The organism is Cellulomonas chengniuliangii (assembly GCF_024508335.1).
Lineage (GTDB): Bacteria > Actinomycetota > Actinomycetes > Actinomycetales > Cellulomonadaceae > Cellulomonas_A > Cellulomonas_A chengniuliangii.
Genome location: NZ_CP101988.1, coordinates 2,553,880 through 2,580,696, shown reverse-complemented (window position 1 = coordinate 2,580,696; position 26,817 = coordinate 2,553,880). Strand labels below are relative to the sequence as shown.

The 26,817-nt window shown below is 72.8% G+C and carries 26 protein-coding genes; 14 read left to right on the top strand and 12 right to left on the bottom strand.

Annotated features, from left to right (window positions below; all coding sequences use genetic code 11):
* Positions 1–23: 23 nt before the first annotated feature.
* Positions 24–923, top strand: a complete 900-nt coding sequence (locus NP064_RS11975) for a glycosyltransferase family 2 protein (protein WP_227569431.1) — start codon at positions 24–26, stop codon at positions 921–923.
* Positions 924–1,023: 100 nt separating this feature from the next.
* Positions 1,024–2,124, top strand: a complete 1,101-nt coding sequence (locus NP064_RS11970) for an NAD-dependent epimerase/dehydratase family protein (RefSeq protein WP_227569432.1) — start codon at positions 1,024–1,026, stop codon at positions 2,122–2,124.
* A gap of 13 nt (positions 2,125–2,137) precedes the next feature.
* Here NP064_RS11970 and NP064_RS11965 read toward each other — a convergent pair whose 3' ends face one another.
* Positions 2,138–3,331, bottom strand: coding sequence for an acyltransferase family protein (locus NP064_RS11965; protein ID WP_227569433.1), 1,194 nt, complete (start codon positions 3,329–3,331; stop codon positions 2,138–2,140).
* Positions 3,328–4,197, bottom strand: coding sequence for a glucose-1-phosphate thymidylyltransferase RfbA (gene rfbA / locus NP064_RS11960; RefSeq protein ID WP_227569434.1), 870 nt, complete (start codon positions 4,195–4,197; stop codon positions 3,328–3,330). Before rfbA ends, NP064_RS11965 begins: the two co-directional genes overlap by 4 nt.
* A 71-nt stretch (positions 4,198–4,268) precedes the next feature.
* Here rfbA and NP064_RS11955 point away from each other — a divergent pair, with 71 nt between their 5' ends.
* Positions 4,269–5,393 (top strand): glycosyltransferase family 4 protein, encoded by a 1,125-nt coding sequence (locus NP064_RS11955; RefSeq protein WP_227569435.1) that lies wholly within the window; start codon positions 4,269–4,271, stop codon positions 5,391–5,393.
* Positions 5,394–5,397: 4 nt separating this feature from the next.
* On the opposite strand, the gene NP064_RS11950 is transcribed toward NP064_RS11955, so the two are convergent.
* On the bottom strand, positions 5,398–6,015 hold the full coding sequence (locus tag NP064_RS11950; RefSeq protein WP_227569436.1) for a dTDP-4-dehydrorhamnose 3,5-epimerase family protein: 618 nt from the start codon (positions 6,013–6,015) through the stop codon (positions 5,398–5,400).
* Between the two features lie 112 nt (positions 6,016–6,127).
* Here NP064_RS11950 and rfbD point away from each other — a divergent pair, with 112 nt between their 5' ends.
* Positions 6,128–6,991, top strand: a complete 864-nt coding sequence (gene rfbD, locus NP064_RS11945) for a dTDP-4-dehydrorhamnose reductase (RefSeq protein ID WP_227569437.1) — start codon at positions 6,128–6,130, stop codon at positions 6,989–6,991.
* A gap of 49 nt (positions 6,992–7,040) precedes the next feature.
* Positions 7,041–8,246 (top strand): mannose-6-phosphate isomerase, class I, encoded by a 1,206-nt coding sequence (manA, locus tag NP064_RS11940; RefSeq protein WP_227569438.1) that lies wholly within the window; start codon positions 7,041–7,043, stop codon positions 8,244–8,246.
* A 33-nt stretch (positions 8,247–8,279) separates the two neighbouring features.
* Here the strand turns inward: manA and NP064_RS11935 are convergent, their stop codons facing one another.
* Genes NP064_RS11935 through NP064_RS11910 form a run of 6 tightly spaced genes read right to left on the bottom strand, consistent with a single transcriptional unit; the run spans position 8,280 to position 14,061 of the window.
* Positions 8,280–9,008, bottom strand: a complete 729-nt coding sequence (locus tag NP064_RS11935; protein WP_227569439.1) for a TIGR03089 family protein — start codon at positions 9,006–9,008, stop codon at positions 8,280–8,282.
* A gap of 30 nt (positions 9,009–9,038) precedes the next feature.
* On the bottom strand, positions 9,039–10,385 hold the full coding sequence (locus NP064_RS11930) for a hypothetical protein (RefSeq protein ID WP_227569440.1): 1,347 nt from the start codon (positions 10,383–10,385) through the stop codon (positions 9,039–9,041).
* Positions 10,386–10,416: 31 nt separating this feature from the next.
* A complete protein-coding gene (locus tag NP064_RS11925; protein ID WP_227569441.1) occupies positions 10,417–11,145 on the bottom strand; it encodes a class I SAM-dependent methyltransferase in 729 nt (242 codons plus the stop codon).
* Positions 11,142–12,005, bottom strand: a complete 864-nt coding sequence (locus NP064_RS11920) for a ChbG/HpnK family deacetylase (protein WP_227569442.1) — start codon at positions 12,003–12,005, stop codon at positions 11,142–11,144. The genes NP064_RS11925 and NP064_RS11920 overlap by 4 nt, the downstream gene beginning before the upstream one ends.
* The gene (locus NP064_RS11915) at positions 12,002–12,802 is read right to left on the bottom strand and encodes a glycosyltransferase family 2 protein (protein ID WP_227569443.1); all 801 of its coding nucleotides are present in this window, start codon (positions 12,800–12,802) and stop codon (positions 12,002–12,004) included. Before NP064_RS11915 ends, NP064_RS11920 begins: the two co-directional genes overlap by 4 nt.
* Entirely contained in the window at positions 12,799–14,061 is a 1,263-nt protein-coding gene (locus NP064_RS11910) for a hypothetical protein (RefSeq protein ID WP_227569444.1), read from the bottom strand. The genes NP064_RS11915 and NP064_RS11910 overlap by 4 nt, the downstream gene beginning before the upstream one ends.
* Before the next feature lie 107 nt (positions 14,062–14,168).
* On the opposite strand from NP064_RS11910, the gene NP064_RS11905 reads away from it, so the two are divergent.
* The 4 genes from NP064_RS11905 (at position 14,169) to NP064_RS11890 (ending at position 20,711) form a co-directional block, all read left to right on the top strand.
* Positions 14,169–15,086, top strand: coding sequence for a hypothetical protein (locus tag NP064_RS11905; RefSeq protein WP_227569445.1), 918 nt, complete (start codon positions 14,169–14,171; stop codon positions 15,084–15,086).
* A gap of 192 nt (positions 15,087–15,278) precedes the next feature.
* A complete protein-coding gene (locus NP064_RS16675) occupies positions 15,279–15,614 on the top strand; it encodes a WhiB family transcriptional regulator (protein WP_284439670.1) in 336 nt (111 codons plus the stop codon).
* 43 nt (positions 15,615–15,657) lie between these two features.
* Positions 15,658–19,158, top strand: a complete 3,501-nt coding sequence (locus tag NP064_RS11895) for a glycosyltransferase (RefSeq protein ID WP_227569446.1) — start codon at positions 15,658–15,660, stop codon at positions 19,156–19,158.
* A complete protein-coding gene (locus tag NP064_RS11890; protein ID WP_227569447.1) occupies positions 19,155–20,711 on the top strand; it encodes a DUF5719 family protein in 1,557 nt (518 codons plus the stop codon). Before NP064_RS11895 ends, NP064_RS11890 begins: the two co-directional genes overlap by 4 nt.
* Before the next feature lie 71 nt (positions 20,712–20,782).
* On the opposite strand, the gene NP064_RS11885 is transcribed toward NP064_RS11890, so the two are convergent.
* Positions 20,783–21,640, bottom strand: coding sequence for a glycosyltransferase (locus tag NP064_RS11885; protein WP_227569448.1), 858 nt, complete (start codon positions 21,638–21,640; stop codon positions 20,783–20,785).
* A 12-nt stretch (positions 21,641–21,652) separates the two neighbouring features.
* Complete coding sequence (locus tag NP064_RS11880) at positions 21,653–22,108, bottom strand: metallopeptidase family protein (RefSeq protein WP_227569449.1); 456 nt, start codon at positions 22,106–22,108, stop codon at positions 21,653–21,655.
* A gap of 77 nt (positions 22,109–22,185) precedes the next feature.
* Here NP064_RS11880 and NP064_RS11875 point away from each other — a divergent pair, with 77 nt between their 5' ends.
* Both NP064_RS11875 and NP064_RS11870 read left to right on the top strand, forming a co-directional pair.
* Positions 22,186–22,581 carry a DUF3499 domain-containing protein gene (locus NP064_RS11875; RefSeq protein ID WP_227569450.1) on the top strand — a complete coding sequence of 132 codons (396 nt, stop codon included), beginning with the start codon at positions 22,186–22,188 and terminating at the stop codon, positions 22,579–22,581.
* An 84-nt stretch (positions 22,582–22,665) separates the two neighbouring features.
* A complete protein-coding gene (locus NP064_RS11870; RefSeq protein ID WP_227569451.1) occupies positions 22,666–22,881 on the top strand; it encodes a hypothetical protein in 216 nt (71 codons plus the stop codon).
* Between the two features lie 49 nt (positions 22,882–22,930).
* On the opposite strand, the gene galE is transcribed toward NP064_RS11870, so the two are convergent.
* On the bottom strand, positions 22,931–23,911 hold the full coding sequence (gene galE / locus NP064_RS11865) for a UDP-glucose 4-epimerase GalE (protein WP_227569452.1): 981 nt from the start codon (positions 23,909–23,911) through the stop codon (positions 22,931–22,933).
* Positions 23,912–24,085: 174 nt separating this feature from the next.
* Here galE and NP064_RS11860 point away from each other — a divergent pair, with 174 nt between their 5' ends.
* The 3 genes from NP064_RS11860 to NP064_RS11850 all read left to right on the top strand — a co-directional run bounded on the left by NP064_RS11860 (position 24,086) and on the right by NP064_RS11850 (position 26,767).
* Positions 24,086–25,489 carry a phosphomannomutase/phosphoglucomutase gene (locus NP064_RS11860; RefSeq protein ID WP_431355867.1) on the top strand — a complete coding sequence of 468 codons (1,404 nt, stop codon included), beginning with the start codon at positions 24,086–24,088 and terminating at the stop codon, positions 25,487–25,489.
* 2 nt (positions 25,490–25,491) lie between these two features.
* Positions 25,492–25,698 carry a Trm112 family protein gene (locus NP064_RS11855; protein ID WP_227569454.1) on the top strand — a complete coding sequence of 69 codons (207 nt, stop codon included), beginning with the start codon at positions 25,492–25,494 and terminating at the stop codon, positions 25,696–25,698.
* 133 nt (positions 25,699–25,831) lie between these two features.
* Complete coding sequence (locus tag NP064_RS11850) at positions 25,832–26,767, top strand: cation diffusion facilitator family transporter (RefSeq protein WP_227569455.1); 936 nt, start codon at positions 25,832–25,834, stop codon at positions 26,765–26,767.
* The last annotated feature ends 50 nt before the right edge of the window (positions 26,768–26,817 follow it).

Genomic DNA, 26,817 nt, shown 5'->3' with positions numbered 1-26,817 from the left:
CCATCAGGAAGGCCGCGCCTGCCATGCCCCTCGACATCTTCGTGCCGTTCTGGGGGGATCCGCGCATGCTCCGCGAGACGGTGCACAGCGTCCTTGCCCAGGACAACGCCGACTGGCTGCTCACCGTCGTCGACGACGCCTATCCCGACGAGTCCGTGAGCGAGTTCTTCGCGACTCTCGACGACCCTCGAGTCACTTACGTGCGCAACGCGGTCAACCGGGGGATCACAGAGAACTACCGGACGTGCGTCCAACTCGCGACGCAAGACCTCGTGGTGATACTCGGTTGCGACGACGTCCTGCTGCCGAACTATGTCGACGTGGTCCTCGCCGCGCATCGCGCGTTCCCCGGGGCGTCAGTGATCCAGCCCGGCGTGCAGATCATCGACGAGGAGGGCGCCGTCGTCGTCACGCTCGCCGACACCATCAAGCAGCGTGTCGTCATGCCGAGCACGAGCAGTCCCACGTTGCTCTCCGGCGAGGAGCTCGCGGTCAGCCTGCTGCGCGCCGACTGGCTCTACTGGCCGTCGCTCGCGTTCCGGCGTGATGTGCTGCTCGCCACACCGTTCCGCGACGGAATGCCGATCATCCAGGATCTCGCCCTCGTGATGGATGTGGTGTGTGCCGGGGGGAGCCTGCTGCTCGAGCCGACGCTGTGCTTCTCGTACCGCAGGCACTCCGCCAGCGCGTCGTCGGCCAAGGCGATGGACGGCTCGCGGTTTCGGGGCGAGCGCGCCTACTTCGACCTCGCGGCCGAGCAGGTCGGCGCCCTGGGATGGCGGCGGGCCCGCCGCGCCGCGCGGTGGCACATCACGTCGCGTCTGCATGCGCTGACGTTGCTGCCTCGGGCCGTCGTGTCGGGCCGCAAGGGCGCGACGACGGTGCTGCTGAACCACGCCTTCCGCTCCGGGACGGCTGCGTGAGCGCGCGGTTCTTCGCGTGCGGGTAGGGAATCGGGTGACGGGACGTCATGCGAGAATCGGGGCCGCCAGGCGACCGCCTGTCGTGGTGAGAGGAAGAGGCGTGACGGTTCCGATGAGCACGGGTCCTGCTGGAGCTCGTGGCGGCGTGGTCGTGGTGACAGGAGGGGCCGGTTTCATCGGCACGTCCATCGCCCCCGGCCTGTTCGAGCGGTTCGAACGGGTGATCGCGGTCGACAGTCTCCACCCCCAGATCCACCCCGATTCCACACGTCCCCGCGACCTCGACGAGCGCGTCGAGCTCGTGGTCGGCGACGTCACAGTCGCGGAGACCTGGGAGGCCGTGCTGGCCGATGCCGCGCCTGATGTCGTCGTGCACCTGGCAGCCGAGACCGGCACCGCGCAGTCGCTTGCTGAGTCGACCCGGCACGCGACCGCGAACGTCGTGGGGACGACCCAGATGTTCGACGCGTTGTTGCGTGCGGACAAACTGCCCCGGCGGATCGTGCTCACCAGCAGTCGTGCGGTCTACGGGGAGGGCGCCTGGCGCCGTGGGAATGGTGAGCTCTTCTACCCGGGGCAGCGGACGAGCGAGGTGCTGGCGCGTGGCGAGTGGGACTTCGCTGAGGCCGAGCCCGTGGCCATGCGCTCCTCGGAAGTGCGCCCGGCTCCTGTGAGCGTGTACGGCGCGACCAAGCTGGCTCAGGAGAACCTGTTGACCGCGTGGGCGCAGGCTGTTGGCGTCGAACCGGTCATCCTGCGGCTCCAGAACGTCTACGGCCCCGGTCAGTCTTTGATCAACCCGTACACGGGGATCATGTCGCTCTTCTGCCGCATGGCGAAGGCTGGCAGGTCCATCCCGCTGTACGAGGACGGCGAGGTGCGACGAGATTTCATCCTCATCGACGACGTCGCACAGGCTGTGCTCGCAGCGGTCGACGCGCCCGCTCCTGGCCTCGAGCCCATCGACATCGGGTCGGGAGAGCACCAGACGATCGCCAGGGCCGCCGAGCTCATCGCCGCCCGGTATGGCGCCCCGGCGCCTCATGTGACGGGGCAGTACCGCCAGGGCGACGTCCGCCACGCCTGGTCGGATGTGTCACTGGCCCAGAAGTCCCTCGACTGGACTCCTCGCTACACGCTCGAGACGGGGATCGAGCGCCTCGCCGACTGGATCGACACGCAGCCGATCGTCCCGCTCTGATCGGCCAGCGGCGTCAGCCCGCCGCGGAAGCGGTCAGGGCTGGCGCCGGCTGCGCCGAGTCGTGCGGGGCGCCTGTCGGCGAAGACGGCGCGCCGCGGCGCGCCGCACGCACCCGGCGCATGACTGGACGCTCCACCAGCAGCCAGCTCGCCGCGGCCAGCGGAACCGTGCACGCCAATGCGATCACGTCGTAGGCCGCCAGGCCCCACTCGTGCACGCCGGCCATCGCGAGAAGCTGCTGGACCGGGAAGGCGTAGATGTAGACGCCGTAGGAGATGTCGTGGGTGCGGATGAGGGCTGGCGACGGCACGACGGTCGCGACCCACAGGATGGCGTAGGCGATCAGCGGCGCCGTGAGTTGGGCGCCCCATCCATCGAGCAGCCACACCGCCCCTGCGACCACCACCAGTGCGATCGCCGCCCAACTCGCCTTGAGGGGGAGGTGGGCGCGCAGACGTTGGACGAGCGCGCCGCCGAGGAAAAGCGGCAGGAGCTTGAACAGCAGCTGGACGTCGGCATGGCCGCCCACCAGCACGAGCATGCGCGGCATCGCCGCATGCCCCGCCACGCTGACGGCGAAGGCCAAGGCCACTCCCCACGGTGACCGGCGCACCCACGAGGAGACGGCGAGTGCCGCGATCACGAGGTAGCAGAGGAACTCGTAGTACAGGCTCCACAGCGAGCCGTTCCACGCTCCGGGGTAGGGCACCGCGGCAGGGGTCGCGGCCACGTCGTACGCGTTCATCTTGAGGGTCGCGTTGAGGGAGAGATAGGCGCCTGGCGTGGTGCCGGTCGTCAGGTATCCGCTCAGGGAGCCGTGCTGGGCCAAGAACCCGATCGGCGCGAAGACGCAGACCGTCACGACCAGGCACACCAGGAAGGCCGGGTAGATGCGCGCGATTCGGTGCACGAGGTAGGCGCCGAGGGAGTTCGACCAGCGGCTCGCGGTGATGAGGTAGCCGCTGATGGCGAAGAAGCCGAAGACGGCCCATCCGCCGATGTTCTCGCCGTCGAGGTGTGGACCGACTCCTCTCCCGGCGATGTAGTACGCGTGGGCGACCAGGACGAGCGCCGCCAGCACGAGGCGGATGAGGTTCAGGCTGTTGTTCTTGGGGTCGAGCTGCCGTCCCTCCCATCTCCACAGGCGCGCGGTGGGCGTCTCACGCGCGCCCGGCGCCGCGTCGACGGCTGCCGAGCTCGCGCTCACGACTCCTGCTCGAGGAGGCCCAGGAGGTAGGCGCCGTACCCGGACTTGACCAGCTTCTCGGCCCGCACACGGAGCTCGTCGTCCGAGAGGAACCCCCTCCGCCACGCGACCTCTTCGGGGGCGCCGACCTTCAGGCCCTGCCGGTGCTCGATCGTCCGGACGAAGTCGGAGGCCTCGACGAGCGAGTCGAACGTCCCTGTGTCGAGCCAGGCCGTGCCTCGGGGCAGGACGTCGACCTGGAGGCGCCCCGCCTCGAGGTAGACCCGGTTGACGTCGGTGATCTCGTACTCGCCGCGGGCTGAGGGCTTCAGATCACGGGCGATGGCCAGGACGTCGTTGTCGTAGAAGTAGAGGCCGGGCACGGCGAAGCTGGACTTGGGGTGCGCGGGCTTCTCCTCCAGCGAGAGCGCCCTGCCGTTCTGGTCGAACTCCACAACGCCGTAGCTCGTGGGGTCGGCGACCCGATAGGCGAAGACCGCGCCCCCGTCGATCTGCTCGAAGCGCTGGAGCCGGGAGCCGAGTCCGGGCCCGTAGAAGATGTTGTCGCCGAGCACGAGTGCGGCGGTGTCGGAGCCGACGAAGTCCGCGCCGAGCACGAACGCCTGCGCGAGGCCGTTGGGCTGCTCCTGGACGGTGTAGCTGATCGAGATCCCAAACTGGGAGCCGTCGCCGAGGAGGCGCTCGAACTGCTCCGCGTCGTGCGGTGTGGTGATGATCAGCACATCGCGGATCCCGGCCAGCATCAGGGTCGAGAGCGGGTAGTAGATCATCGGCTTGTCGTAGACCGGGACGAGCTGCTTGCTGACCCCGAGCGTGATCGGGTGCAGTCGCGTTCCGGAGCCGCCGGCCAGGATTATTCCGCGCATTGACACAGTGTGATGCACCGACGCGTGTTCGTGGAAACTGACGCGTCGCATGATCGGGCAGGATGTCCACCATGCGAGTCTTGATCGACGCCACGGCCATTCCCGCCGATCGAGGCGGGGTGGGCAGGTATGTCGACGCGTTGCTCCCGGAGCTCGCCCAGCTCGACCTGCGCCTTGTCGTGGCGGCGCAAGCGCACGACGTCGAGCTCTTCACCGCCCTCGCCCCGAGCGCGGACGTCGTCGCGGCGCCGCAGGCCGGTCGGGGCCGAGGCGCCCGGCTCGCCTGGGAGCAGACCGGCCTCGCGCGACTCGTGCGGAAGACCGGGGCGGACGTCGTGCACAGCCCGCACTACACGATGCCGTGGGCGAGCCCGGCGCCCGTCGTGGTCACGCTCCATGACGCGACGTTCTTCAGCCACCCACAGCTCCACTCACGCGTGAAGGCGGGGTTCTTCCGCTCCGCGACGCGCGTCGCGGTCCGACGCGCGGCGGCGCTGATCGTGCCCTCGCGGGCAACCGGTGACGAGGTGCGCCGTTTCGTCGGAGGGGATCCCGCGTCGTTCCATGTCGCGCACCACGGGGTGGACCAGTCGCTGTTCCACCCCGTGGATGACGGCGAGCGCGCGCGGGTGCGAGAGTCGCTCGGCTTGGGCGCGAGTCCCTACGTCGGGTTCCTTGGCACTTTGGAGCCGCGCAAGAACGTCCCCGCGCTGATCCGGGGCTGGGTCCGCGCGGTGCAGGGGACGCCGAAACCGCCCGCGCTCGTCCTCGCGGGCGGGCCGGGGTGGGACGACGAGGTCCAACCCGCGATCGACGCGGTTCCATCGGGACTGCGGATCATCCGCACGGGCTACCTGCCGCTCGGCGACCTTCCAGGGTTCCTCAGCGGCGCCGAGGTGCTGGCCTATCCGAGCCTGGGCGAGGGCTTCGGCCTGCCCGTGCTCGAGGCCATGGCCTGTGGCGCGGCAGTGCTGACCACGCGCGAACTGTCGCTGCCGGAGGTGGGGGGCTCCGCGGTCGCCTATTGCGGCACCGGTGAGGACGAGATTGTCGAGGCCCTCGCAGGGCTGCTCGCAGACCCAGCCCGACGTGTCGAGCTCGCGCGGGCGGCAGTGACCAGGGCGGACGAGTTCACATGGCACGCGTCGGCGATCGCGCACCAGCGTGCATACGAGGCGGCCGCCACCGCGCGGTGAGCCGTCAGGAGCTCAGCGTCGACACGTAGGCCTGAACCTCGGACTGGGTGGGGAGGAGCCCCGCCGCGACTGCCTCGGAGAGCGACGGCGCGGCCAGGTCCTTGGCGGAGAGCTGCAGTTCGAGCGGCTGTCCGTCTCGACCCGTCGTCGGCCACTCGATCCCGATCTCCGGATCGAGCGGGTGCACGCCGTGCTCGCGTCCGGGGGAGTATCCGGTGCTGCAGAGGTACAACACCGTCGAGTCGTCTTCGAGCGAGAGGAACGCGTGTCCGAGGCCCTCGGAGAGGTAGATCGCCCGGCGATCGACGTCGTCGAGCAGCACGGTGTCCCACTGTCCGAACGTGGGTGATCCGACGCGGAGGTCCACAGCCACGTCGAGGACCGCGCCCTTCGCGCACGTCACGTACTTCGCCTGGCCAGGTGGGACGTCGGCAAAGTGAACGCCACGCAGGACACCCGCGGCCGAGACCGAGCAGTTGGCCTGTCGCAGGTCGAACTGGTGCCCTACGGCCTTCATGAACGGCTCGCCTTGGAAGTACTCGAGGAAGACGCCTCGGGGGTCGCCGTGCTGCTTCGGTGTGATCTCCCAAGCGCCGGCGATGGCGAGCTCGCGGTAGGTCATGGGGTCCTCTCATCGCGGTGGGGTGCTGCGTGTGCGTCTGTTGCTGTGCAGGGCCAGAGCCTATCCGCGCCCGTACGATGTCCGAGTCGAGTGGCCGAGAAGAGGAGATGACGTGCGCTGGCTAGTAACGGGTGCCCGAGGGATGCTGGGCCACGATGTGCTGGCATTGCTGCACTCGAAGGGCATGCGAGTCGAGGGCACCGATCGCGACACGCTCGACATCACGGACGAGCGGGCCGTGAGCCGCGCTGTGAAGGGCTTCGACGTGGTCCTGAACTGCGCGGCTTGGACGGCCGTGGACGACGCGGAATCGCAGGAGGCCTCGGCTTTCGCAGTCAACGCGGTGGGGCCGGCACTGCTTGCGCGCGCTGCTCGGTTGCACCGCGCACGGATGGTGCAGGTCTCCACCGACTACATCTTCGAGGGAGGCGCTTCCACCCCGTACGACGCCGATGCGGCGCCGGCTCCGCGCTCGGCGTACGGGCGGACGAAGTTGGCGGGGGAGTGGGCGGTCCGCGCTGAGGCCCCCGACCACCTCATCGTGAGGACAGCGTGGCTGTACGGCGCGCACGGAGCGTGCTTTCCCAAGACGATCGCGCGGGTGGCCTCTGAACGCGGCGGCCTCGACGTGATCGACGACCAGGTTGGGCAGCCCACCTGGACAGTCGACCTCGCTGACTTGATCTTCCGACTCGTCGAGGCAGGCGCGCCGAGTGGCTCCTACCACGGGACCTCGTCAGGAGAGGTGTCCTGGAACGGTTTCGCGAGGGCCGTCGTGGAGTCCGCGGGGATGGACCCGAGCATCGTCAGGGCGACGACTAGCGAGGCGTTCGCTCGCCCGGCGCCCCGACCGGCGTACTCGGTGCTGGGGCACGGCTCCGTGCTCGCGGCGGGCGTCGCACCGATCAGCGACTGGGCCGATCGCTGGCGTGCGGCGGCGACCGACGTCCTCTCTCCCGCGAAGGCCGCGAGCTGACGGCTACGATCGGGGGTCCTTTGTACCCGTACCGCATGTCGAGGTCACCGTGATACGACTCGTCAACAGCACGCAGAGCTATGCCTGGGGTTCCCGGACAGCGATTCCCGGCTTGTTCGGTCTGGAGCCAAGCGTCGATCCGGTCGCCGAGCTGTGGCTCGGGGCGCACGTGAGCGCTCCATCACTCGCGCAGGCCGCCGAGAATGTGCGGCTCGACGATCTCATCGCGGCCGATTCGCGCGCGGCTCTGGGTGAGGACGTCCAGGCCCGATTCGGCTCTGCGCTGCCGTACCTGCTCAAGCTGATCGCCGCCGAGTCCCCGCTCTCGCTCCAGGTGCACCCTCACATCGACAGGGCCCGGTCCGGCTACGCGGAGGAGGACGCCTCCGGCGTTCCGCTTGATGCGGCGCATCGCAACTTCAAGGACCGCAACCACAAGCCGGAGCTCGTCTACGCGCTGACCCAGTTTGAGGCCCTCTGTGGGTTCCGTGCTCCACGCCGGGCAGCAGAGCTCTTCGCGGGCCTTGACGCGCCGCTCGCGAAGGAGCTCTCCGGTGTGCTGCGCGCTCAGCCGACAGCCGAGGGGATTCGCGCGGCGTTCACGCAGTTGCTCGAGCCCGAGAGTCGGCCCAACGCCGCCGCGATCCATGAGGTGGCAGCCGCCTGCGCCGCCCGGCTGGCTGTCGGCTCCCCCTCACCGCGCGCGGACCGCACAGTGGTGATGCTCAACCAGGCCTATCCGGGAGATCCGGGAGTGGTGACGTCACTGCTGCTCAACCCAGTGACCCTCCAACCCGGCGATGCCATGTTCGTCCCCGCTGGCGGTGTGCACGCCTACCTGAGCGGACTGGGCGTCGAGGTGATGGCGAGCTCGGACAACGTGCTGCGCGCAGGCCTGACTCCCAAGCACGTCGATGTCGTCGAGCTGCTGCGCAATGTCGACTACGTCGCCGCACCGCCGATCCGCATCGCTCCGGAGACCTTCCACGGCGCGACGAAGGTGTTTTACGCGCCTGTTGACGACTTCGAGCTGTCGGTCACCACACTGCCGGACGCTGCGGGCGCTGATGAGACGCACCCGCTGCCGGGGCGGGGACCGCGGATCGTCCTGTGCCTCGAGGGAGAGATGACGCTGGGCACGTCAGACGGCACGCTGCTCACACTCTCGGTCGGTCAGTCCGCGTTCGTGCCCGCCTCAGACGGGCGGCTCACCGTGTGCGGTTCCGGCACCCTGGTGCAGGCCGACGTCCCCTGACGGGTTGCGACAACGCGCCTCAGTTCGGAGGACTCACCAGATCGCCGTGACCCGCTCCGTTGTGACGAGCCGGTCTTGTCGGACCGCGTCGGCGCGGAGCTCGTCCGCGACGGGTGGCGCGAGGAGGACCACCGAACCGCCGCTCGCCAGAACGGCGAGAGTCTCGCGGAGGGCCTGCTCGAGCGCATTGTCCCGCGACCGAACGACCACCCGGGAGTCGGATGAGGCGGACTTCCCGTCTTGGCTCCAGCCGACCAGTTCGGCGTGTGTGACGTGGGCCGTGGTGTCCACCGCGGGCGCCTGGAGGTCGAGCGGCGGCACATACCCCAGAGCGTCGCCGTAGGTCATCACCGCGGCAGCGGCGTCGATGGCGCCGGGAGGCAGGTTGGGGCCGTATGCGCGGGCGAGCGCGGGCAGGGCGACAGCCACCACCGGAGCGTGGCGATGCGAGGAGGCGTTGTCGGTGACGATGACCTCGACAGGATCCTGCCCGCCGGCGAGCTCCACACATCCGCCGACACGCCAGACCGCGAACGCCCAGACCACCGTTCGCCAGTGCGGTGGGAGGTCCAGCTGGACGCGGGCGCCGGGCCCGATGTCGAACTCCTCGACCAGGAGGTTCGCCGTCTTGTTGACCCAGTTCTCCAGCACCGCGCCGGAGAGCTCGACGCGCTCCCCACCGGGGCCGTACCAGGTAAGGCGGGGCCGTCCAGGCTCCCTGGTCAGGGCACGCAGGACGTCGGCGATGCTAGTGGGGCTCACGTGCCCACCCTAGGGGTGCCCGAGGTGGGTCTACTCGTCCTCCAGCACCGCGCACGGGACACGCGTCTGCCAGCCGGGCGGGGTCACTTCGAGGACGCTGTCGGTGAGCGCCGGGTTGCCGGTGCACTCCATACGTCCTTGTTCGACCTCCTGCTCCCATCCCGTTCCCTGCTCGCGGAAGACGTCTCGGGGGACGAGGCTCGTCACCAGGGCGAGCGAGAGAGGCACCGCCAGGACGAGGGCGACGATGGCCTCCCTGCGTCCGCGGAGCACCGTCACGGCGAGCAGAAGTCCCGCGAGCAAGAACATCGAGGGCACCGGCGAGTACCGGAGGATCGCGAACTCAGGCGCTGGCCACTGGTCTGGCCGATCGAACGTGTACGGCGATCGGTTGACGACGACGGCAGTGCACCAGATGACGAGCGACGCGGCCGGGAAGACGATTGCCGCCACTCGTTGGGCTGACGTGCCTCGCCACAGCACCAGGAGCAGAGCGCCGACGGAGGGGATGAGGGCAGCGGCGATGGTCCACCAGCCGAACTCCGCGACGGCCCAGGTAACGGTGTGCGCCGAGCCCCACCAGATGGTGCCGACGGTGTTGACCAGGTAGCCGCCAACGATCTCCGCGGCGGCAGGGACCGGCCCGGTCGCCTTGGCACGGTCTGAGTCGACCAGGAGCTGGGCGACTAACCCGGCGAGCAAGCCGATCCTGACCGGCCAGCCGCGGCGCTCGCGCCATCGCCACACGGCAAGGGGGACGAAGTAGAGGGCCTGGACCTCAGTCAGGGCTGACACGAGCGCGACAGCGCCGAGCGCGACGGAGGTCGTCCACGTGCGCGGGATGTACAGCAGGATCCACGGAATGAGCCACAGCAGGAACCAGTGCAGGTTGGCTAGGTTGCCGAGCACCTCGATCGGGAGCGTCGGCGCGAGGGCGGTCACCGCTGCGAACGCCAGCCGGAGGGCGGTGCTGTGGGTGACCGTCTGCGAGCACACGTACACGAGTCCCGCTGCCGCTCCGGCGACGGCACACGACGCCGCGGTCACGGCGAGGGCGTACGCGTCGGTGGGAGCAAAGGCCGTGATGGCCTCCGCCCAGGCGCGAGGGAGGAGGTGGTAGTAGCCGTCGTAGGGCTGGAGGACCGCTTGCCACGGGCTGGCGTCGAACGTCCCCGTGAGGAAGACCGCGCCGTCCTCGGCCCAGACGTTGGCGCGCGCCACGGGCGGGACTCTGAACCACGCAAGGGCCGCCACGGCGGCGACGGTCACCGTCGCCACGATCCACTCGCGTCCCGCGCTGGCGCGGGACGCCTGTCCTCTGATCCAGGCCCGGGCGGCGGGCGCGACTGCGATCACCTTGCCGACCGAATCGTCCACCCGGTCTCCTCAGGACACCGCGGCGCGCCTGTTACTCGCCGCTGGCGCCAGGGTAGGAGGGCGGGTCCGGCGTCGCACCTGGGACGAGCCTTGCCTCCCGCCGCGCCACCACCAGATGGTGCGGATGCACCCGTCCGTGGTCCAGTCGCCGCTGCGAGACCTTGAGCCCGAGTTCGCTGAGCCACCCCGCCATCGTCTCGGGCGCCACGAAGTCGAAGGACGAGCCCTCGGTGATGCGCAGCACCTTCACGGAGATCGTCTCCTGCCAGGTGTTCCAGCGCACCTTCCAGCGGGGGGCGACGCCCATCTCCTTGACGAGCACCATGCCCTCGGGCGCGAGCTGCGCCACGGCCTCGGTGAGCAACCGCTGCTGCTCGGAGGCGGGGAGCAGGTAGAGCACGTCGACGAACACCACGGCGTCCCACGGGCCGGGGGGCACGGCGCCGGACTCGGCGACGCGCAGCTCGAGGTGGTCGACGTCGCGGGCCGCGGCGTGGCCCTGGGCGATCTTGGCGGTGTCGATGTCCACGCCGACGACCTCCCGGCCTGGCGCGTCGAGTGCGGCGTAGGCGCTGAACAGCCCGTGGCCGCAGCCGATCTCGAGGATGCGGCCGGTGCGGGGGAGCGCGGCGGCGATCGAGGCGAACGGCGCGCTCCACCACCGGATGGTCACGTGGGCACGGACGGCCGCGGGGGAGCTCCGGTAGAGGGCGAGGGCTGCACGCCCGGCGTCGTCGGGTCGGCGGGTCAGCAGGGTCATCGTCGCTCCTGGCGGTCATGGGATGCGGCGGGGGCGATGTCGGCCCACCCGCCGAGCCGGTACCCGGCCGCCTGGACGGCGTCGCGGGTGGCAGGGTCGAGCAGGCCGGCCAGCTCGTCTCCCCAGGCGTATCCCCAGGCGAACCGCCCCAGGTCGGGGTCGTCCGGCTCGGAGGGGTGGGTGTTGATCTCGGCGGTCGGCTGGCCGCCGGCGCGCAGCGCGCGCAGCGCGGCGGCGAATCGGCCGACGTCGAGGGCGCCTGCCTCGTCGAGGCCGGCGTAGTCACCGGTGGTGAGCAGGCCCGCGCGCAGCAGGCGGCGGGCGAGCCGCCGGCGCAGCACCTCGACGCCCAGCCCGACGGGTCCCCGGTTCCGGCTGCGGGGCAGTCGGGCGGCCGGGATGCCGTGCTCGCGGGCGAGGCCGGCCACGACCTCCCCGACGCCTGGCCACAGGTGCGTGTGCTGGTGGGTGTCCACGTGCGTGACGGGGACGCCGATGCCCAACACGCGCTCGAGCTGGGCGCCGAGCTCGCGGCGCACGTCGGCGGGGTCGAGGCGCCCAGCGGCGCCGCGCGCGACGACGGTGCGGTAGCTCAGCGGGAACGCCCCGTGCCGGTCCACGAGGGTGGGGATCTCGCGGGCGGACAGCAGCGGCGGGTCCTCGCCGACGAGGGCGAGGTGGGCGCCGAGCTCGAGGGTGGGGGTGGCCCGGAGCATCGCGGCGGCGTCGTCGAAGGCCCGCCCCACCGCGAGCAGGGACGTCGCGGTGACGACGCCGTCGAGGTGGGCGCGGCGGACCGCGCGGTTGACCCCGGTGGTGAGGCCGAGGTCGTCCGCGGTGACGATCAGCAGACGGCTCACGGCGTCCCGGCTGTGGTCGGGGTCGACGACTCGGACGGCGCCCGGTGGGGCACGACCCGCTTGAGGTCGGAGCGCAGCCGGAACATCTCCCCGAGCATGGTGCGGATCACCGACAACGACGACAGCGTGGACACGCCGCGGGTGCGCGGGAAGTAGTCCACGCCGATCTGCAGGATCTGGAACCCGGAGCGCTGCGCGCGGATGACGAGCTCGGCGTCGATGAAGGACCCCTCGCTGACCAGCTCGACGTGGTCGAGGACGGTGCGCCGGCAGAGCTTGAACGCGAAGTTGATGTCACGCAGGCGCGTGCCGAACATGGCCTGCACCAGGCCGTTGTAGAAGAACGAGTACACCGCTCGGCGCGGTCCCTCCCCGGTCCGGTCGAGTCGGTACGCGCTGACGATGTCCGCCTCGTAGGTGCGCAGCACGCGCAGCGCGCGCACCAGCTCGAGCATCTCGAACGGCAGGTCCGCGTCGGTGTAGAGCACCACGTCGCCGGTCGCGGCCGCGAACCCGCTCTTGATCGAGCCGCCCAGCTTGCGGTTGTGCGGGTGGTGCACGACCCGCACGTGCGGGTCCGCCTCGGCCATCGCGTCGGCGAGCTGCGGGGTCGCGTCGGTCGAGGCGTCGTCCACGACGATGATCTCGTAGTCGGCGATCTGCCCTGCGGTGACGAGCTGCTCGCAGATCTCCGCCGCGGCCCCCACTGCGCGGTGGATGTACAGCTCCTCGTTCCACATCGGGAAGAAGATGGACAGCTTCTTGAAGGTCTCCGGGACAGGGAGCACAGGGGTCATGACACAGCCACCGATCGTCCGAACAGGGAGGTGAGGAGCACCAGCAGCACGCCGCTCAGGGCCAGCGCAACCGGCCTCAGCCAGCGTCGTGGCGAGCCGGCCAGGTAGTCGCCGGCGGCGGCGATGGCGGGGAACGCGACGAGCACGTACCGCCCGGTGCCCATGAAGTCCTTGGTGCCGAGGATGGGGATGACCAGCACCACGAACGTGTAGGCCAGGTAGCCCCAGCCGAACCGCCGCCACACCCGCCGCAGCAGGAGCACGGCGAGCAGGCAGGCCACGGCCTGCAGCGTGAGCAGTGCGGCGACGTCGTACGGGCCCTTGACGAGGGTTCCCGCGTAGACGACCTTGAACCAGGTCTTGGGACCGACGCCCTGGTTCCAGCCGGGCGCCGACTCCACCTCGACGAAGGCCAGCGGGTTGCCGAACTCGAGCCAGAGGAACAGGCACCATGCCCCCAGGCCGGCGCCCGACAGCAGGACCCCGGCGTGCCGCCAGCGGACGTCCCGCACCGCGCGCACGAGGTCGCGCCAGCCTGGCCTGGGAGCGCTGCCAGCGGCTTCGCCCGCGGCATCGCCGGCCGCGCGCGCCGCCCGGTCCTGGGCGAGCAGCTCGAGGGTCCGGACGACGAGTCCGACGGCCACGGCGACGCCCACCGGCCGTCCTGCGGTGGCCAGCGCGCCGACGAGCCCGGCCGCCCAGTACCAGCGCTTCTCGAGCAGCATGAAGGACCCGACGGCGCAGAGCAGGAAGAGCGAGTCGGCGTACATCGCGCCGTAGAGGAAGAGCGCGTACGGGTAGAGCATCAGCACGGCGAGCGCGGTGAGGGCCGCGGGCCGGGGCAGCCGCTCCCACGCCCACCGGCCGAACAGGAGGACGGCGGCGGCGCCCGCGAGGACGGCGAGCAGCGAGCCCGCCACCTGCACGTCGCCGGTGAGGTTGGCCAGCGCACGCACGCCCAGGGGGAACACCGGGAAGAACGCGATCGACGACTGCTGGCCTGGCACGTACTGGTAGCCGGCGGTCGCGATGTGGTGGTACCAGCCCGCGTCGTACTGGAACCAGCCGTCGAGCCACGAAGGGCCCTGCAGGATCGACTCGTCGCCGAGCGGGCGGTGGCGCTCGGACCAGGCGACCACGCCGGTGAGCGTCGCGGACATCACCGCGAACACGCCGAGGACCGCCGCCCAGGGGTAGGCCTGGTCCGATCTCGCCGTCGCCCCGGGCGCCACTACGGTGCTCTGGTCCGTGCTCTGCACTGCGCCCCCTGTGTGCCGCGCCCGGTGCGCGGTCGGACAGGAGCATAGGGACAACGTGCCCGGCGGGGGTGTGACCTTGGCCACGAGTCGATTTCGTTGGGGGAGATGTGCTGCCAGCTCTTGTCTGTGTCGCGGCCGCGGCGTTGTGCTCGGGGGCCGCCACGGTCCTCCAGGCGGTGGCGGTCCGGCGGCTGCCGGTGCAGGAGAGGCTCGAGGCAGGGCTCCTGGTCCGGCTGGCGAGCAGCCGCGTGTACCTGCTGGCCCTCGTCCTGGTGGCCCTCGGGTTCGCCCTGTCGTTCTGGGCGCTGCGCACGCTGCCGTTGTTCCTCGTGCAGGCGGGGCGCGCCTCGAGCCTGGCGGTCGCGGCGGTGCTGGCCGTGGTGGTGCTGGGCGCGCGGCTGAGCAAGGTGGAGGTGGCGGCTGTGGCCACGCTCGGCGCCGGGCTGGTGGTGCTCGCCTCGTCCGTCGCGCCGCAGGAGGCGCAGGTCGACGCGGACGGCGCCCGCGCCGCCATGCTGGGGGGCGTCGCCGTGGTGCTCGCCGGCGCCGCGCTCGCGGTGCGGGTGCGTCCTCAGGCGCGGGCCGGAGTGGTGCTGGCGGTCCTCGCCGGCGCCGCTTTCGCGCTGCTCGCAGTGGGGGCACGAACCCTTGACAGTTTCTCCCCAGCAGACCTCGTCGCGGACCCGGGGGCCTGGGCCATGGTGGTGGCGGGAGCCGCTGGCCTGGTGCTGGGGGCGCTCGCCCTGCAGCGGGCGGCGGTGGTCGTGGTGACGGCGGTGATGGTGGGGGTGGAGACGTGTCTGGGAGCCGGTCTCGGCATGGTCCTGGCGGGCGACCGGCCCGAGCCGGGGTCGGCCGGGGCGGCCGTGGCCGCCTTCGTGCTGGTGCTGGCGGGCGCGCTCGCGGTGGCGCGGTTCGGGACTCCGGACCAGGTCACGGCCGCGTCCCTGCACGACAATCCGCCCGACACGGACGCGCGACACGCGGGGGGATCTGCTTTTCACCCGACAAACCGCCCGGACTAGCACAGTTCCGCTTGACGAACTCGAACGACACGCGTGTAATTTCTTAGAGCCGTTTCACAGAACGTCCAGGCCAGACTCAGGTTGGACGCCCGGGGGAGCGGGGATGCGGTGTTGAGCCGAACGCCGCCGGGCACTGCCGCCCGGGCGGTCGCACTGTCCACGAACGAGCACCATCGAGCACGGAGGAACCCCATGTGGAATCTGCTCGACGCCGACGGATCTTTCCCTTCCGACGCGGGTCGTTCGGCTGTGGCCACCCAGGAGCCCTCGAACGTCCTCAACCTCTTCGGCACGCCCGCGGACGACGGGCTGATGGGCTGGCAGGAGCGCGCGTTGTGCGCGCAGACCGATCCGGAGGCGTTCTTCCCTGAGAAGGGCGGCTCGACGCGCGAGGCGAAGAAGGTCTGCACCGGGTGCGACGTCCGCTCCGAGTGCCTGGACTACGCCCTCGAGAACGACGAGCGGTTCGGCATCTGGGGCGGGCTGTCCGAGCGGGAGCGGCGCAAGCTCAAGCGCCGCGTCGTCTGAGCATTTTTCCCCACCGGCCTGAAGAGGGCCATGATGTCGCGCGATGACTGACTCAACGCTGCCCTCGGGGATCCGTCTGGCCGAGCCCCCGGCCTCGGCCCGGCCCGCCCTGTCCGTGACCGCCGTGGTGGTCACCCGAGGCCCCACCCGGTACCTGGCCCCCACGTTGAAGGCGCTCGGCGCGCAGACGCGGGCGCCCGGCCGCGTGGTCGTGGTCGATGTCGCGGCCACCGCCGATGAGGACGTCCTGCGGCTCGCACGAGGCGCCTTCGCCGGCGTCATGGCCGAGAGCGCGCCGGAGATCGTCGCGGTCCCGATCCCAGGGGCCCGCACCTTCGGAGCGGCTGTGCGCGGCGCCCTCGCGACGCTGGCGCCGCCGTCCATCCTGACCTCGGTCCAGACGCCGTCCGGCTCCTGGCTCTGGCTGCTCCACGACGACAGCGCCCCGGAGCCCGACGCGCTGGCCGAGCTGCTGCGCGCTGTGGAGCACGCGCCCTCGGTGGGCGTCGCCGGGGTCAAACAGCGCACCTGGACCGATCCCGCCCGGCTCCTCGAGGTCGGTGTGCGGACGTCGCGTTCAGGGCGTCGCATGACGGGCGTCGAGGACGCGGAGGTGGACCAGGGCCAGCACGACGGGCGCGACGACGTGCTCGGGGTCGGCATCGCCGGCGCGCTGGTGCGGCGCGACGTGTGGGACGAGCTCGACGGCCCGGACCCGGCGCTGGGCCCGTTCGGCGACGGCTTCGACCTCTCCCGGCGGGCGAGGCTGGCGGGGCACCGCGTGGTCGTCGTCCCGTCCGCCGTCGTCCGGCACGCCCAGGCGACGTACCACGGGCTGCGAGGGCTGCCTGGGGCGGAGGTGGACGCGGACGGCGATGGGCTGCCGGACACGGCCGACCCGCGTCGCTCCTTCGCCGCCCGCCGCCGCGCGCTGCTGCACCAACGCCTGGTCACCGCGCCACTGCTGCTCATGCCCCTCGTCGCGTTCATGGCCGTGGCCGCGGGCGCGGTCCGGTCGCTGGTCCGGATCGCGACCAAGGAGCCGCTGCTCGCCGTCACCGAGGTGACCGCCCCGCTCGCCGTGCTGGCCAGGCCCGGCGCGGTGCTGCGCGCGCGGCGCCACGCCTCCCGCACCCGCCGGGTCTCCCGGCGGACGCTGCGCCCCCTCCAAGCCAGCTGGCGGGAGGTGGTCCGCGAGTGGCGCGACCGGCGGCTCGCGCACGCCGAGGAGCGCCGCATCGTGCACGCGCCCAGCGAGCTCGAGCTGCGTGAGCTCGCCGCGCTGGCCACGCGCCGCCGTGCGACGCTCGGCGCGCTCGCCGCGGTGCTCGTCGGGGTGTCGGTGATGGCGCTGGGCCCGGTGACAGGCGTGGCACTCGGCGGCTGGCCGCTCGTCGGTGGCGCCCTCGCTCCGGCGACGGCGACCGTGGGCGAGCTGTGGCAGGCAGCCACGTCGGGCTGGGTCGCGGGCGGGCTCGGCGACCCCGGCCCCGCCGATGCCCTGCTGACCGTGCTGCTCCCGGCCGCAGCGCTGGGCGGGGGCTCGCTCTCCGTGGCCGTCGGCGCCCTCATGCTGGGCTCGGTGCTGCTCAGCGGACTGGGCGCGTGGTTCGCGGCAGGCGCCGCGACGCGATCGGTCGGGGTCCGGATGTGGGCGGCGCTCGTGTGGGCGGCTGCCCCGGCGCTGCTCCTGGGCCTGGGCGATGGACGGCTCGGCGCCGCGGTGGCCCACATGGCCCTGCCGTGGCTCGCCCTGGGCCTCGCACGAGCCACGGGCTCGCACGAGGTCGACATCGTGGTTCCCGGGGTGGCGACGGCCCGACGCCGCGACGCGGAGGACGAGCCGGTCGACGGCGCGGCTCCCAGCGCCGCGGACGTCGAACCGGTGACGGGCGAGGTGGCGACTGTCGAGGCGTCGTCCCACGACGACGCCGGGCCCACCGCCACAGTGCCGGTCCTGGCGCGGCCGCGCGGCGCGTCGACGGCCGCGGCCGCCGCCGCCGCGCTCGCGTTCGCCGTGATGGTGGCCGGCGCGCCCGTGCTCCTCGTGCCGGGCCTCGTCGTCGTCCTGGGGGTGGCGCTGTGCGCCCGACGAGGCCGGTTCCGGGTGCTCCTGGCTCCGGTGCCCGGGCTGGTGCTGCTCGCGCCCCTGCTGGTGGAGGCCGCAGGGCGTGGCGTCGAAGGGCTGCGCCTCCTGGTGGCGGACCCGGGCGTCCCCCACCCCTCGGAGCCTGCCAGCGCGGTCGAGCTGCTGCTCGGTGTGCCGTCTGACGCGTCCCCGCTCGTTCCGGCCTGGGCGCCCGTGCTCGTCGCCGAGTACTGGCCGTGGGCGTGGGGGGCCGTGGTCCTGGCGATGGCGCTGCTCGCGCTGCTCCGCGGCGCCCCGGTGGCGCGTGCGGTCCGCCTCGCCTGGGCGGCTGCCGCCGCCGGCCTGGCCACCGCGGCTGTGAGCGGCATGGTCGACGTCGCGATCGCCGACGGAGCCCTGGTCCGCGGCTGGCCGGGCGCCGGCGTCTCGTTCGCCGGCGCGGGACTCGTGGCCGCCGCCGTGCTGGGCGGTCGGGGTCTGCGGGAGCGGATCGCCACCGCCTCGTTCGGGTGGCGGCAGCCTGCCGCGGTGCTCGGCTGGCTGGTCGCCGGCGCCGTGGTCGTGGCGAGCCTCGGCGGCTGGGCGTGGCAGGCGCGCAGCGAGGGTCTCGGCGACGTCGTCGCGCTCGAGCGGCTGGTGGTGCCGGCGGTCGGCCAGCAGGCCCAGGCGGCCCCGCGGGAGTCCCGCGTGCTGATGGTCGAGGCGGGCCCTGACGGGGTCGTCGCCTGGCAGCTCGCCCGTGGCGACGGCCCTCTCCTGGTGGACCAGTCGAGCGCCGTCTGGACGCGCACGGTCGAGGGGCCGTTGCAGGGCGCCCACGAGGCGCCCTCCTCGGAGCCGCAGGCCGGGCTCCATGAGCTCGTGGCGCGGATCGCCGCAGCGACGAGCGGCGACGTGGCCCTCGAGCTGGCGCAGTACGGGATCGGTGACGTCTTGGCGCCGCCGTTGCCCGTCGGCGCTGCCGCGCAGTCCGTCGCCGCGCGGGCGGACCTCGTCGCCCGGCTGGACGCCACCGCCGGCCTGGAGCGGATCACCGAGAACGCCGCCGGCACGATCTGGCGGGTGCAGGCGGCAGCGGCCCCGGGCGAGTCCGCGCAGGGCACCGTCACCACGTGGGCCCGGCTGTCCGAGGCCGGCAACCCGTCGTCGGACGTTCCGCTCGACGCGCACCGCCGTGCCGTCGACACGCAGATCCCCGCGGGATCCTCGTCACGCCGCGTCGTCCTCGCCGAGCGGCATGACCCGGGATGGACCGCAACCTTGGACGGGCGGGTCCTGCCGGTTGCGCAGGACGACTGGCGCCAGGCGTTCACGGTCGGAGCGGATGGCGGCCGGCTAGTCGTCGGCTACGAGCGCCCGAACCGGGAGCCGTGGCTTGCCGTCCAGGGGTCGGTGGCGCTGCTCACGCTCCTGCTCGCCCTGCCCCTCCGACGTCGAAAGGCAGGACGCCGATGACCGCCTCCCGTTGGGCAGGACGGCTGGCCCGCGCGGTCTCCGGCGTGGTCGTGCTTGGGGCGGTCGGCGCCGTCGTGGCCGTCTCCGACGCGCTCCCCGCGCCGGCCCCGCCCCAGGTGGCGCCGATGCCCGTCGAGGTCGCGCCAGCGCGCGCCATGCTGGTGTGCCCCGGCCCCCTGCAGCAGCCGGAGGCCTCGGCCGCCGGCGGTTTCGACTCGGCTCCCGTCGAGCCCGTGCTCCGGGTGCGCGGCTTGAGCGTGCCGTCCGACGTCGACGCCGGGGACGCGGCGCCTGGCGCGATGACCCTGCTCGGCGACGGGGAGCCCACCCGCGAGCTCAGGGGACCGGACGCCCTCACGGGAGTCGTCTCCGACGGCCCCGCCGCCGTCCTGCTGGAGGGCGAGGCGCCGGAAGGCGGCGTCGCCCGGCTCGCGGGGGCCACCTCCGTGCAGGTCGCGGCGGGGGACCTGCGCGGCTTGGCCGCCGCCGGTTGCCAGGCTCCCGGGTCCGACATGTGGCTCGTGGGCGGGAGCACCGAGATCGGCAGCTCCGCGTTCCTGGTCATCGACAACCCCGGCACCACCCCCGCGGACGTCGCCGTCGAGCTCTGGGGCCCCTCTGGCCCTGTCGAGCTGGCGGGCGCCGCCCGCTACCTGGTGGCCCCCGGGGCCCAGCGAGTCGTGGTGCTCTCCGGGGTGGCCGCTGAGCAGCGCCGCCTGGTGGCCCACCTCACGAGCGCCGGGGGAGCAGTCACGGCGTACCTGCAGGACTCCCGGCTGCGCGGGTTCACCGCCGCGGGCACCGACCTCGTGTCACCCGGCAGCGCCCCGGCCGCCCGGCAGGTGGTGCCCGGGGTCGTGGTCGAGCCGTCGACCGTCGACGACCTGGACCAGCCGGTGCTCCGCCTCCTCGCGCCCGGGGGCGACACCACCGCGCGCCTGACCCTGCTCGGCGAGGAGGGGCCTGTGACGCTGCCGGGCGCCGACGAGGTCCCGCTGAGCGCGGGGACGGTCATCGACGTCCCGCTGGGCGGCCTTCCCGCCGGCGCGTACACCGTGGTGGTCGACGCCGAGGAGCCGCTCGTCGCAGCCGCGATGCTGGTCCGCGCCGGCGCCCCGGGCGACCTCGATCCCACACCGACGCTCGAGCGGGCCTGGGCTCCGGCCTCGGCGCCGGTGGCCGCCGGCGTCCTCGCCGTGCCGGTCGGCGCCGACTCGACGGTCGTGCTGGCCCGCACGCCACTCGAGGGCGAGACCGCGGGCGCAGGCCGGGTCGTGCTGCGCGCCTACGGAGCCCAGGGGGAGACGCTCGGCGAGCAGTCGGTCGAGGTGGCAGAGCGGCGCACCGTGCGCGTGCCCGTGGCCGACCTCGGCGACGGCGTCGCTGGCGTCGAGGTCCTCGGCGACTCGGAGGACCCGGTGTGGGCCACGGCCCTGCTGGCCGAGGTCCAGCGGCCCGACGGCGTGCTCGCCGCGGTGCTCGCGCCGGCGCCGGCCGCGCCGGGGCCCGCGCAGGTGCGCGTGCGCCAGGGCGCCACGCTCGGCCTGCGCTGAGGCGACCGCTCCGGATCAGGCCGGGTGGGAAGGACGGCGCACCGCTCAGCGCGGGCGGTCGGCTCGCCGGCTCAACGCGCCGCGCGCAGCTCGACGCGCTCGCGGGCCTTGAGGCCGAGCCTTCCGACTGCCCGGACCGGCCACTGGTACCAGCGGTGGTAGCGGCGGCACAGGTACTGCGCGGCGCTCGCGTGGTGGGCCGAGATCATCCGGGCGGGCCGCTCGCGCCACGACGTGCCGCCGACATGGGTGACGCGCGCCGATGGCACGTAGACGTTCTCCCAGCCCGCCTTGCCGAGGCGCTCGCCGAGGTCCAGGTCCTCGAAGAACATGAAGTACGAGCTGTCGAACCCGCCCACCTGCTCGAACGCCTCGCGGCGCAGCAGCAGGCAGGCGCCGGAGAGCCACCCGGCCGTGCGCTCGCCGCCGGCGAGCTGCTGGCGCTGCTGGTAGGCGCGGGTCCACGGGTTGCCGGGCCAGACGCGCGTGAAGAGGGCGTGGCCTGCCCCTTGGGTGAGCGACGGGAGCTCGCGCGCGGAGGGGTAGACCGTCCCGTCCGGGTTGAGCAGGGCGGGCCCGAGCGCGCCGGCGCGGGGATGCCGGTCCGCCGCCTCGATCATCTCGTCGAGGGCCCCCGGCCCCCACACCAGGTCGGAGTTCGCCACGACGATCCACGGGGTGTCGGCGTCGTCGGCGCCGGCGTTGGCCCCGCCCCCGTAGCCGAGGTTGATCCCGGGGCGCAGCACGCGGGCGCCGTGGGCCTCGGCGACGGCGCGGGTGACCGTGTCGTCGGTCCCGTTGTCGACCAGCACCAGCTCGATGGGGGAGGTGCTGGCCCCTTTGAGGGAGGTGGCGAAATCCTCGAGCTCGGCTCCCGGGTGGAAGACGACGCAGATGACGCGGACGGGGGCGGGGCCGACGGTGCTCATGGTCGGATCAGGTTAGTGCCCGTCCCCGTACTCGGGGTCCACATCCTCGGGAGGGCGGCCGAGCAGGTGCGCGACCTGCTCGACGACGACCTCGCGCACGAGGTCGTCCAGGTCCGCGTCGTCCATCGCGCGGGTCTCGACCGGCCGGCGGTACACGACCACGCGCGCCGGCAGCCCGGCGTCGGCGGGGAAGCACCGCCCGAGCGGCACCCCTCCGCGCTCCCACGGGGCGGGGTTGGAGGGCGGCACGTCCTCGACGGCGAACTCGGTGCCCTCGAGCTGGCGCGACCACCGGCGCTCGAGCCGCTCCACGGCGGCCAGCACCAGGTCGTCGAAGCGCTCCGCGCGGGTGCGGGCCGCGGGCACACCGGTCGGGAGCATCGGCCCGCGCAGGCCACGGCCGCGCCGGTCGCGCCGCCGCACAGGGCGAGGCTCGCCGGAGGGCCGGCGGTGGACGGGGGAGCTCACCTGGGCACTGTAGCCCGCGCGGGGCCGAGCGGCGTGGGAGCGCCTGCGACCCCGTCCGTAGGGGTACGGTCTGCGCTGTGAGATCCGTCCGGCAGTGTTCGCGCACGGCGTGCGGCCGTGCCGCCGTCGCCACCTTGACCTACGTGTACGCGGACTCCACGGCGGTGCTCGGGCCGTTGGCCAACAACGCCGAGCCGCACTCCTACGACCTGTGTGTCGAGCACGCGGGCCGGCTCACCGCCCCGCGCGGGTGGGAGGTCGTCCGGCTCACGCCCGAGTTCGTCGAGTCAGGCCCGAGCCAGGACGACCTGCTGGCGCTCGCGAACGCCGTGCGAGAGGCGGGGCGCCCGCGCACCGGAACGGTTCCGGCCGTCGCCGAGCCAGCCGCCGGCTTGGCCCCGGCCGCCGTGCTCGCGGAGTCGAACGCTCCCCGACGCGGCCACCTGCGCATCCTGCGCTCGGACGAGGGCTGAGCCGTCATGGCGAGCCCGGGTGCTGAGAAGAGGACGCGCGCGCCACGAGGCCGTGCCGTTGAGGCGCCGGCTCCGCTCGGCTCGTTGAGCACCGCCGGCCAGCAGGCCGAGCGCTGCGCCGAGTGCGGGGGGCAGTCGCTCACCCGGCTGCGGATGACCCTCGGCGACGGGCTCCCCGTGGTGTTCGTGTCGTGCCACACCTGCGAGGGCAAGGCGTGGTTCCGCGCCGAGGGCGACGGCTCGGCGCTGACCCGTGAGGACGTGATCGCGCGCAGCGGCCGCCGGGACCGCAAGGCCTGACCGCCAGCGCACGGCCCACGAAGGGCGTCGCGCGACGGCCGCCGCCTAGTCAGCGCGCCGCGAGCTCGGCTGCCACGGTCGACTGGACGATGTCGGCCAGGTCCCGCGCGGCGCGCCAGCCCAGCACGTCCGCGGCGCGGTCGACTGACGCGACGACCTGCGGGGGGTCGCCCGCCCGGCGCCCGAGGACCTCGGGGACCACGGGTGAGCCGATGGCCGAGGCGAACGCGCCGATCACCTCGAGCACGGACGACCCGACGCCCGTGCCGACGTTGAGCACCTCGGCGTGGTCGCCGCTGCCCCCGTCCGGGGGCGCCACATGGTCGAGCGCCGCGACGTGCGCCTCGGCCAGGTCGAGGACGTGCACGTAGTCCCGGATGCAGGTGCCGTCCGTGGTGGGGTGGTCCGCGCCGAAGACGAGCGGCGGGAGGCCGGCCCGGATCCGTCCGAGGACGAGCGGCACGAGGTTCAGCGCGGCGGGGTCGTGCAGGTCGTCCCATCCGGCGCCCGCCACGTTGAAGTAGCGCAATGACAGGCACCGCATGCCCCAGGCGCGCGCCGCGTCCCGGACGAGCCACTCGCCCGCGAGTTTCGTCTCCCCGTAGGGGTTCATCGGCGACGTGGGCGAGTCCTCGGTGACGAGCCCGGCGCCCGCCGCGCCGTACACCGCGGCCGACGAGGAGAACACCAGTGCCGGCACCTCCGCCTGGTGCATGGCCTCGAGCACATTGGCGGTCCCGCCAACGTTCTGGCGGTAGTACCAGGTGGGCCGGGTGAGGGACTCGTCGACGCGCTTGCGCGCCGCGAGGTGCACGACAGCATGGGCGCCCACCTCGACGAGCAGCGCCGCGAGGCGGTCCACGGCGACGTCGGCCGCCAGGTCCATGACCTCGAGCCGCGCGTCGCCCACCCGTTCCGCGCGACCCGAGCTCAGGTCGTCCACGACGACCACACGCTCGCCCCGTGCGGCGAGCAGCCGCACCACATGCGCGCCGATGTACCCGGCGCCCCCGGTCACCACGACCGTCATCAGTTCCCCCTGCTGTCTTCGGCGTGCTGACGATCCCCTGTTGCCGGGGCTGGGCGCGCCTGCCGGTAGGGTGACGTCGTGTCATCGACTACTGGCCAGACGCCCGAATCGTCCGCCTCGCACACCTTTCCGGACCTTTCCGGCCTGATCAAGGCCTATGACGTCCGGGGTGTCGTGCCGCAGGAGCTCAACGCCGACGTCGCCCGTGCCATCGGCGCGGCCTTCGCCGACGTGGTGGTCGTACCTGAGGCGCCGGCGGGCCAGCGCCCGCGCGCGGTGATCGGCAACGACATGCGCCCCTCTGGCCCTGAGCTGGTGGCCGCCTTCGCCGACGGCCTCGCCGCCCGTGGCGTCGACGTGACGCTGATCGGCCTGGCGTCGACGGACGGCCTGTACTTCGCGTCCGGGTCGCTCGGCATCCCCGGCGCGATGTTCACGGCGAGCCACAACCCCGCGCAGTACAACGGGATCAAGCTGTGCCGGGCCGGAGCCCGCCCCGTCGGGCAGGACTCCGGGCTCGCCCAGGTCCGCGAGCTGGCCTCCCGGTACCTCGCGCTCGGCGTCGAGGCCGTGGAGAGCGTGGCCCCCGGCACGATCGACGAGCAGGACCTGCTGCCCGAGTACGCGGCGTTCCTGCGCTCGCTGGTCGACCTGTCCGATATCCGACCGCTCAAGGTGGTCGTCGACGCGGGCAACGGCATGGGCGGCTTCACGGCCCCGGCCGTGCTCGGCACGGGCGCCGGCCTGCCCGAGCTGCCGCTCGAGATCGTCCCGCTGTACTTCGAGCTCGACGGCACGTTCCCCAACCACGAGGCCAACCCGCTCGAGCCTGAGAACCTGCGCGACCTGCAGGCCGCCGTGGTCGAGCACGGCGCCGACATCGGGCTGGCCTTCGACGGCGACGCGGACCGCTGCTTCGTCATCGACGAGAACGGCGACCCGGTCAGCCCGTCAGCCATCACCGCGCTCGTCGGGCTGCGCGAAGTCGCGCGGGAGCAGGCCGCAGGGCGCCCCGCGCCGACCGTGATCCACAACCTCATCACGTCCCAGGTGGTGCCCGACCTCGTCGGCGCGACCGGCGCGAAGGTCGTCCGGACCCGGGTGGGCCACTCGTTCATCAAGGCGGAGATGGCGCAGCACGACGCCGTGTTCGGCGGCGAGCACAGCGCGCACTACTACTTCCGCGACTTCTTCTTCGCCGACACGGGCATGCTCGCGGCGATGCACGTCCTCGCGGCGCTTGGCGGCCAGCAGCACCCGCTGTCCGCGCTCGCGGAGATCTACCAGCCCTACTCGGCGAGCGGCGAGATCAACTCCCGCGTCGACGACGTGCCCGCCGCGCGCGCCCGCGTCGTGCAGGCGTACGTCACGGAGCAGGGCGCCGGGCCGGTCACCGTCGACGAGCTCGACGGCCTGACGGTCTCCCACTGGGACACCACCCCGCAGTGGTGGTTCAACCTGCGCGCCTCCAACACCGAGCCGCTGCTGAGGCTCAACGTCGAGGCCGCGGACGAGGACATCATGATCAAGGTGCGCGACGACGTGCTGGCGCTCGTGCGCCTGACCGAGGAGGACTGACCATGTCGGACAAGAACCCCACCATCGGCCTCGAGCCGTGGCTGCGCGAGATCCTGCGCTGCCCGGCGACCGGCGCGGAACTCGTTGACGGCGTGGGCCCTGACGGGCAGCCTGAGCTGCACTCGACGGACCCAGAGAACCCGCTGGCGTACCCGGTGCGGGACGGCATCCCGGTGCTGCTCGCGGACGAGGCGCGCTCGCTGCGCTGATCGCGCTGTCACTCCGGTCGCCGCGCGCGTGCGGGCGACCGGTGTGACCTAGTATTCCGCTGGCCGCCGTCACGGCGGCCAGCGTGAGCGTGCCGATCACCGGGCGCCGCGCCTCGCGCGACCCGGAGGAACCATGGCCCACGGCGGCGGCACGAAGGCGATCGTCGCGGCGCTTGCCGCGAATCTCGGCATCGCGGTGACGAAGTTCATCGCCTACCTGCTCACGCACTCGAGCTCGATGCTGGCCGAGTCCGTCCACTCTCTCGCCGACTCGGGCAACCAGGCGCTGCTGCTGCTGGGCGGCCGGCGCGCGCGACGGGCCGCGGACGCCCGCCACCCGTTCGGCTACGGCCGCGAGCGGTACGTGTACGCGTTCATCGTCTCGATCGTGCTGTTCACGCTCGGCGGGGTGTTCGCCCTGTACGAGGCGTGGCACAAGTGGGAGGACCCGCACCCGATCGACGCGTGGCAGTGGGTGCCGGTCGTGGTGCTCGTCGCGGCCATCGTGATGGAGGGCTTCTCGTTCCGGACGGCCATCCATGAGGCGAACCCGTTGCGCGGCTCGCAGTCGTGGACGCAGTTCATCCGCCGGGCGAAGGCCCCCGAGCTGCCCGTGGTGCTGCTGGAGGACTTCGGCGCCCTGGTGGGCCTGGTGCTGGCCCTCGGCGGCGTGTCGATGACGCTCGTCACCGACGACGGCCGCTGGGACGCGGCGGGCACCGCGTGCATCGGCGTGCTGCTCGTGATCATCGCCATCGTGCTCGCCCTGGAGACCAAGTCGCTGCTGCTGGGGGAGTCGGCCACCGAGCAGGACGTCGACGCGATCGAGGCGGCCCTGGTGGGGGAGGGCGTGCGCTCGTTGATCCACCTGCGCACGCTGCACCTGGGCCCGGAGGAGCTGCTGGTCGCCGCCAAGATCGAGATGGCGCCGACGGCGACCGCCGCGGAGATCGCCGCCGCGATCGACGCCGCCGAGCAGCGCGTGCGCGCCGCGGTGCCGATCGCCACGGCGATCTACCTGGAGCCCGACCTGCGCCACAAGGCGGTCGAGCCCAGGTCCGCGGGCTGACGCGCCGACCTCGCGACGGCGAGGGCCGGGGACCGTGCGGTCCCGGGCCC

Bases quoted from the DNA above. Each gene is read 5' to 3' on its own strand.
- NP064_RS11975 (WP_227569431.1), top strand. From the start codon at position 24: ATGCCCCTCGACATCTTCGTGCCGTTCTGGGGGGATCCGCGCATGCTC.
- rfbA (WP_227569434.1), bottom strand. From the start codon at position 4,197: ATGCGCGGAATAATCCTGGCCGGCGGCTCCGGAACGCGACTGCACCCG.
- NP064_RS11955 (WP_227569435.1), top strand. From the start codon at position 4,269: ATGCGAGTCTTGATCGACGCCACGGCCATTCCCGCCGATCGAGGCGGG.
- NP064_RS11950 (WP_227569436.1), bottom strand. From the start codon at position 6,015: ATGACCTACCGCGAGCTCGCCATCGCCGGCGCTTGGGAGATCACACCG.
- NP064_RS11925 (WP_227569441.1), bottom strand. From the start codon at position 11,145: ATGACCCTGCTGACCCGCCGACCCGACGACGCCGGGCGTGCAGCCCTC.
- NP064_RS11915 (WP_227569443.1), bottom strand. From the start codon at position 12,802: ATGACCCCTGTGCTCCCTGTCCCGGAGACCTTCAAGAAGCTGTCCATC.
- NP064_RS16675 (WP_284439670.1), top strand. From the start codon at position 15,279: ATGTGGAATCTGCTCGACGCCGACGGATCTTTCCCTTCCGACGCGGGT.
- NP064_RS11895 (WP_227569446.1), top strand. From the start codon at position 15,658: ATGACTGACTCAACGCTGCCCTCGGGGATCCGTCTGGCCGAGCCCCCG.
- NP064_RS11890 (WP_227569447.1), top strand. From the start codon at position 19,155: ATGACCGCCTCCCGTTGGGCAGGACGGCTGGCCCGCGCGGTCTCCGGC.
- NP064_RS11885 (WP_227569448.1), bottom strand. From the start codon at position 21,640: ATGAGCACCGTCGGCCCCGCCCCCGTCCGCGTCATCTGCGTCGTCTTC.
- galE (WP_227569452.1), bottom strand. From the start codon at position 23,911: ATGACGGTCGTGGTGACCGGGGGCGCCGGGTACATCGGCGCGCATGTG.
- NP064_RS11855 (WP_227569454.1), top strand. From the start codon at position 25,492: ATGTCGGACAAGAACCCCACCATCGGCCTCGAGCCGTGGCTGCGCGAG.
- NP064_RS11850 (WP_227569455.1), top strand. From the start codon at position 25,832: ATGGCCCACGGCGGCGGCACGAAGGCGATCGTCGCGGCGCTTGCCGCG.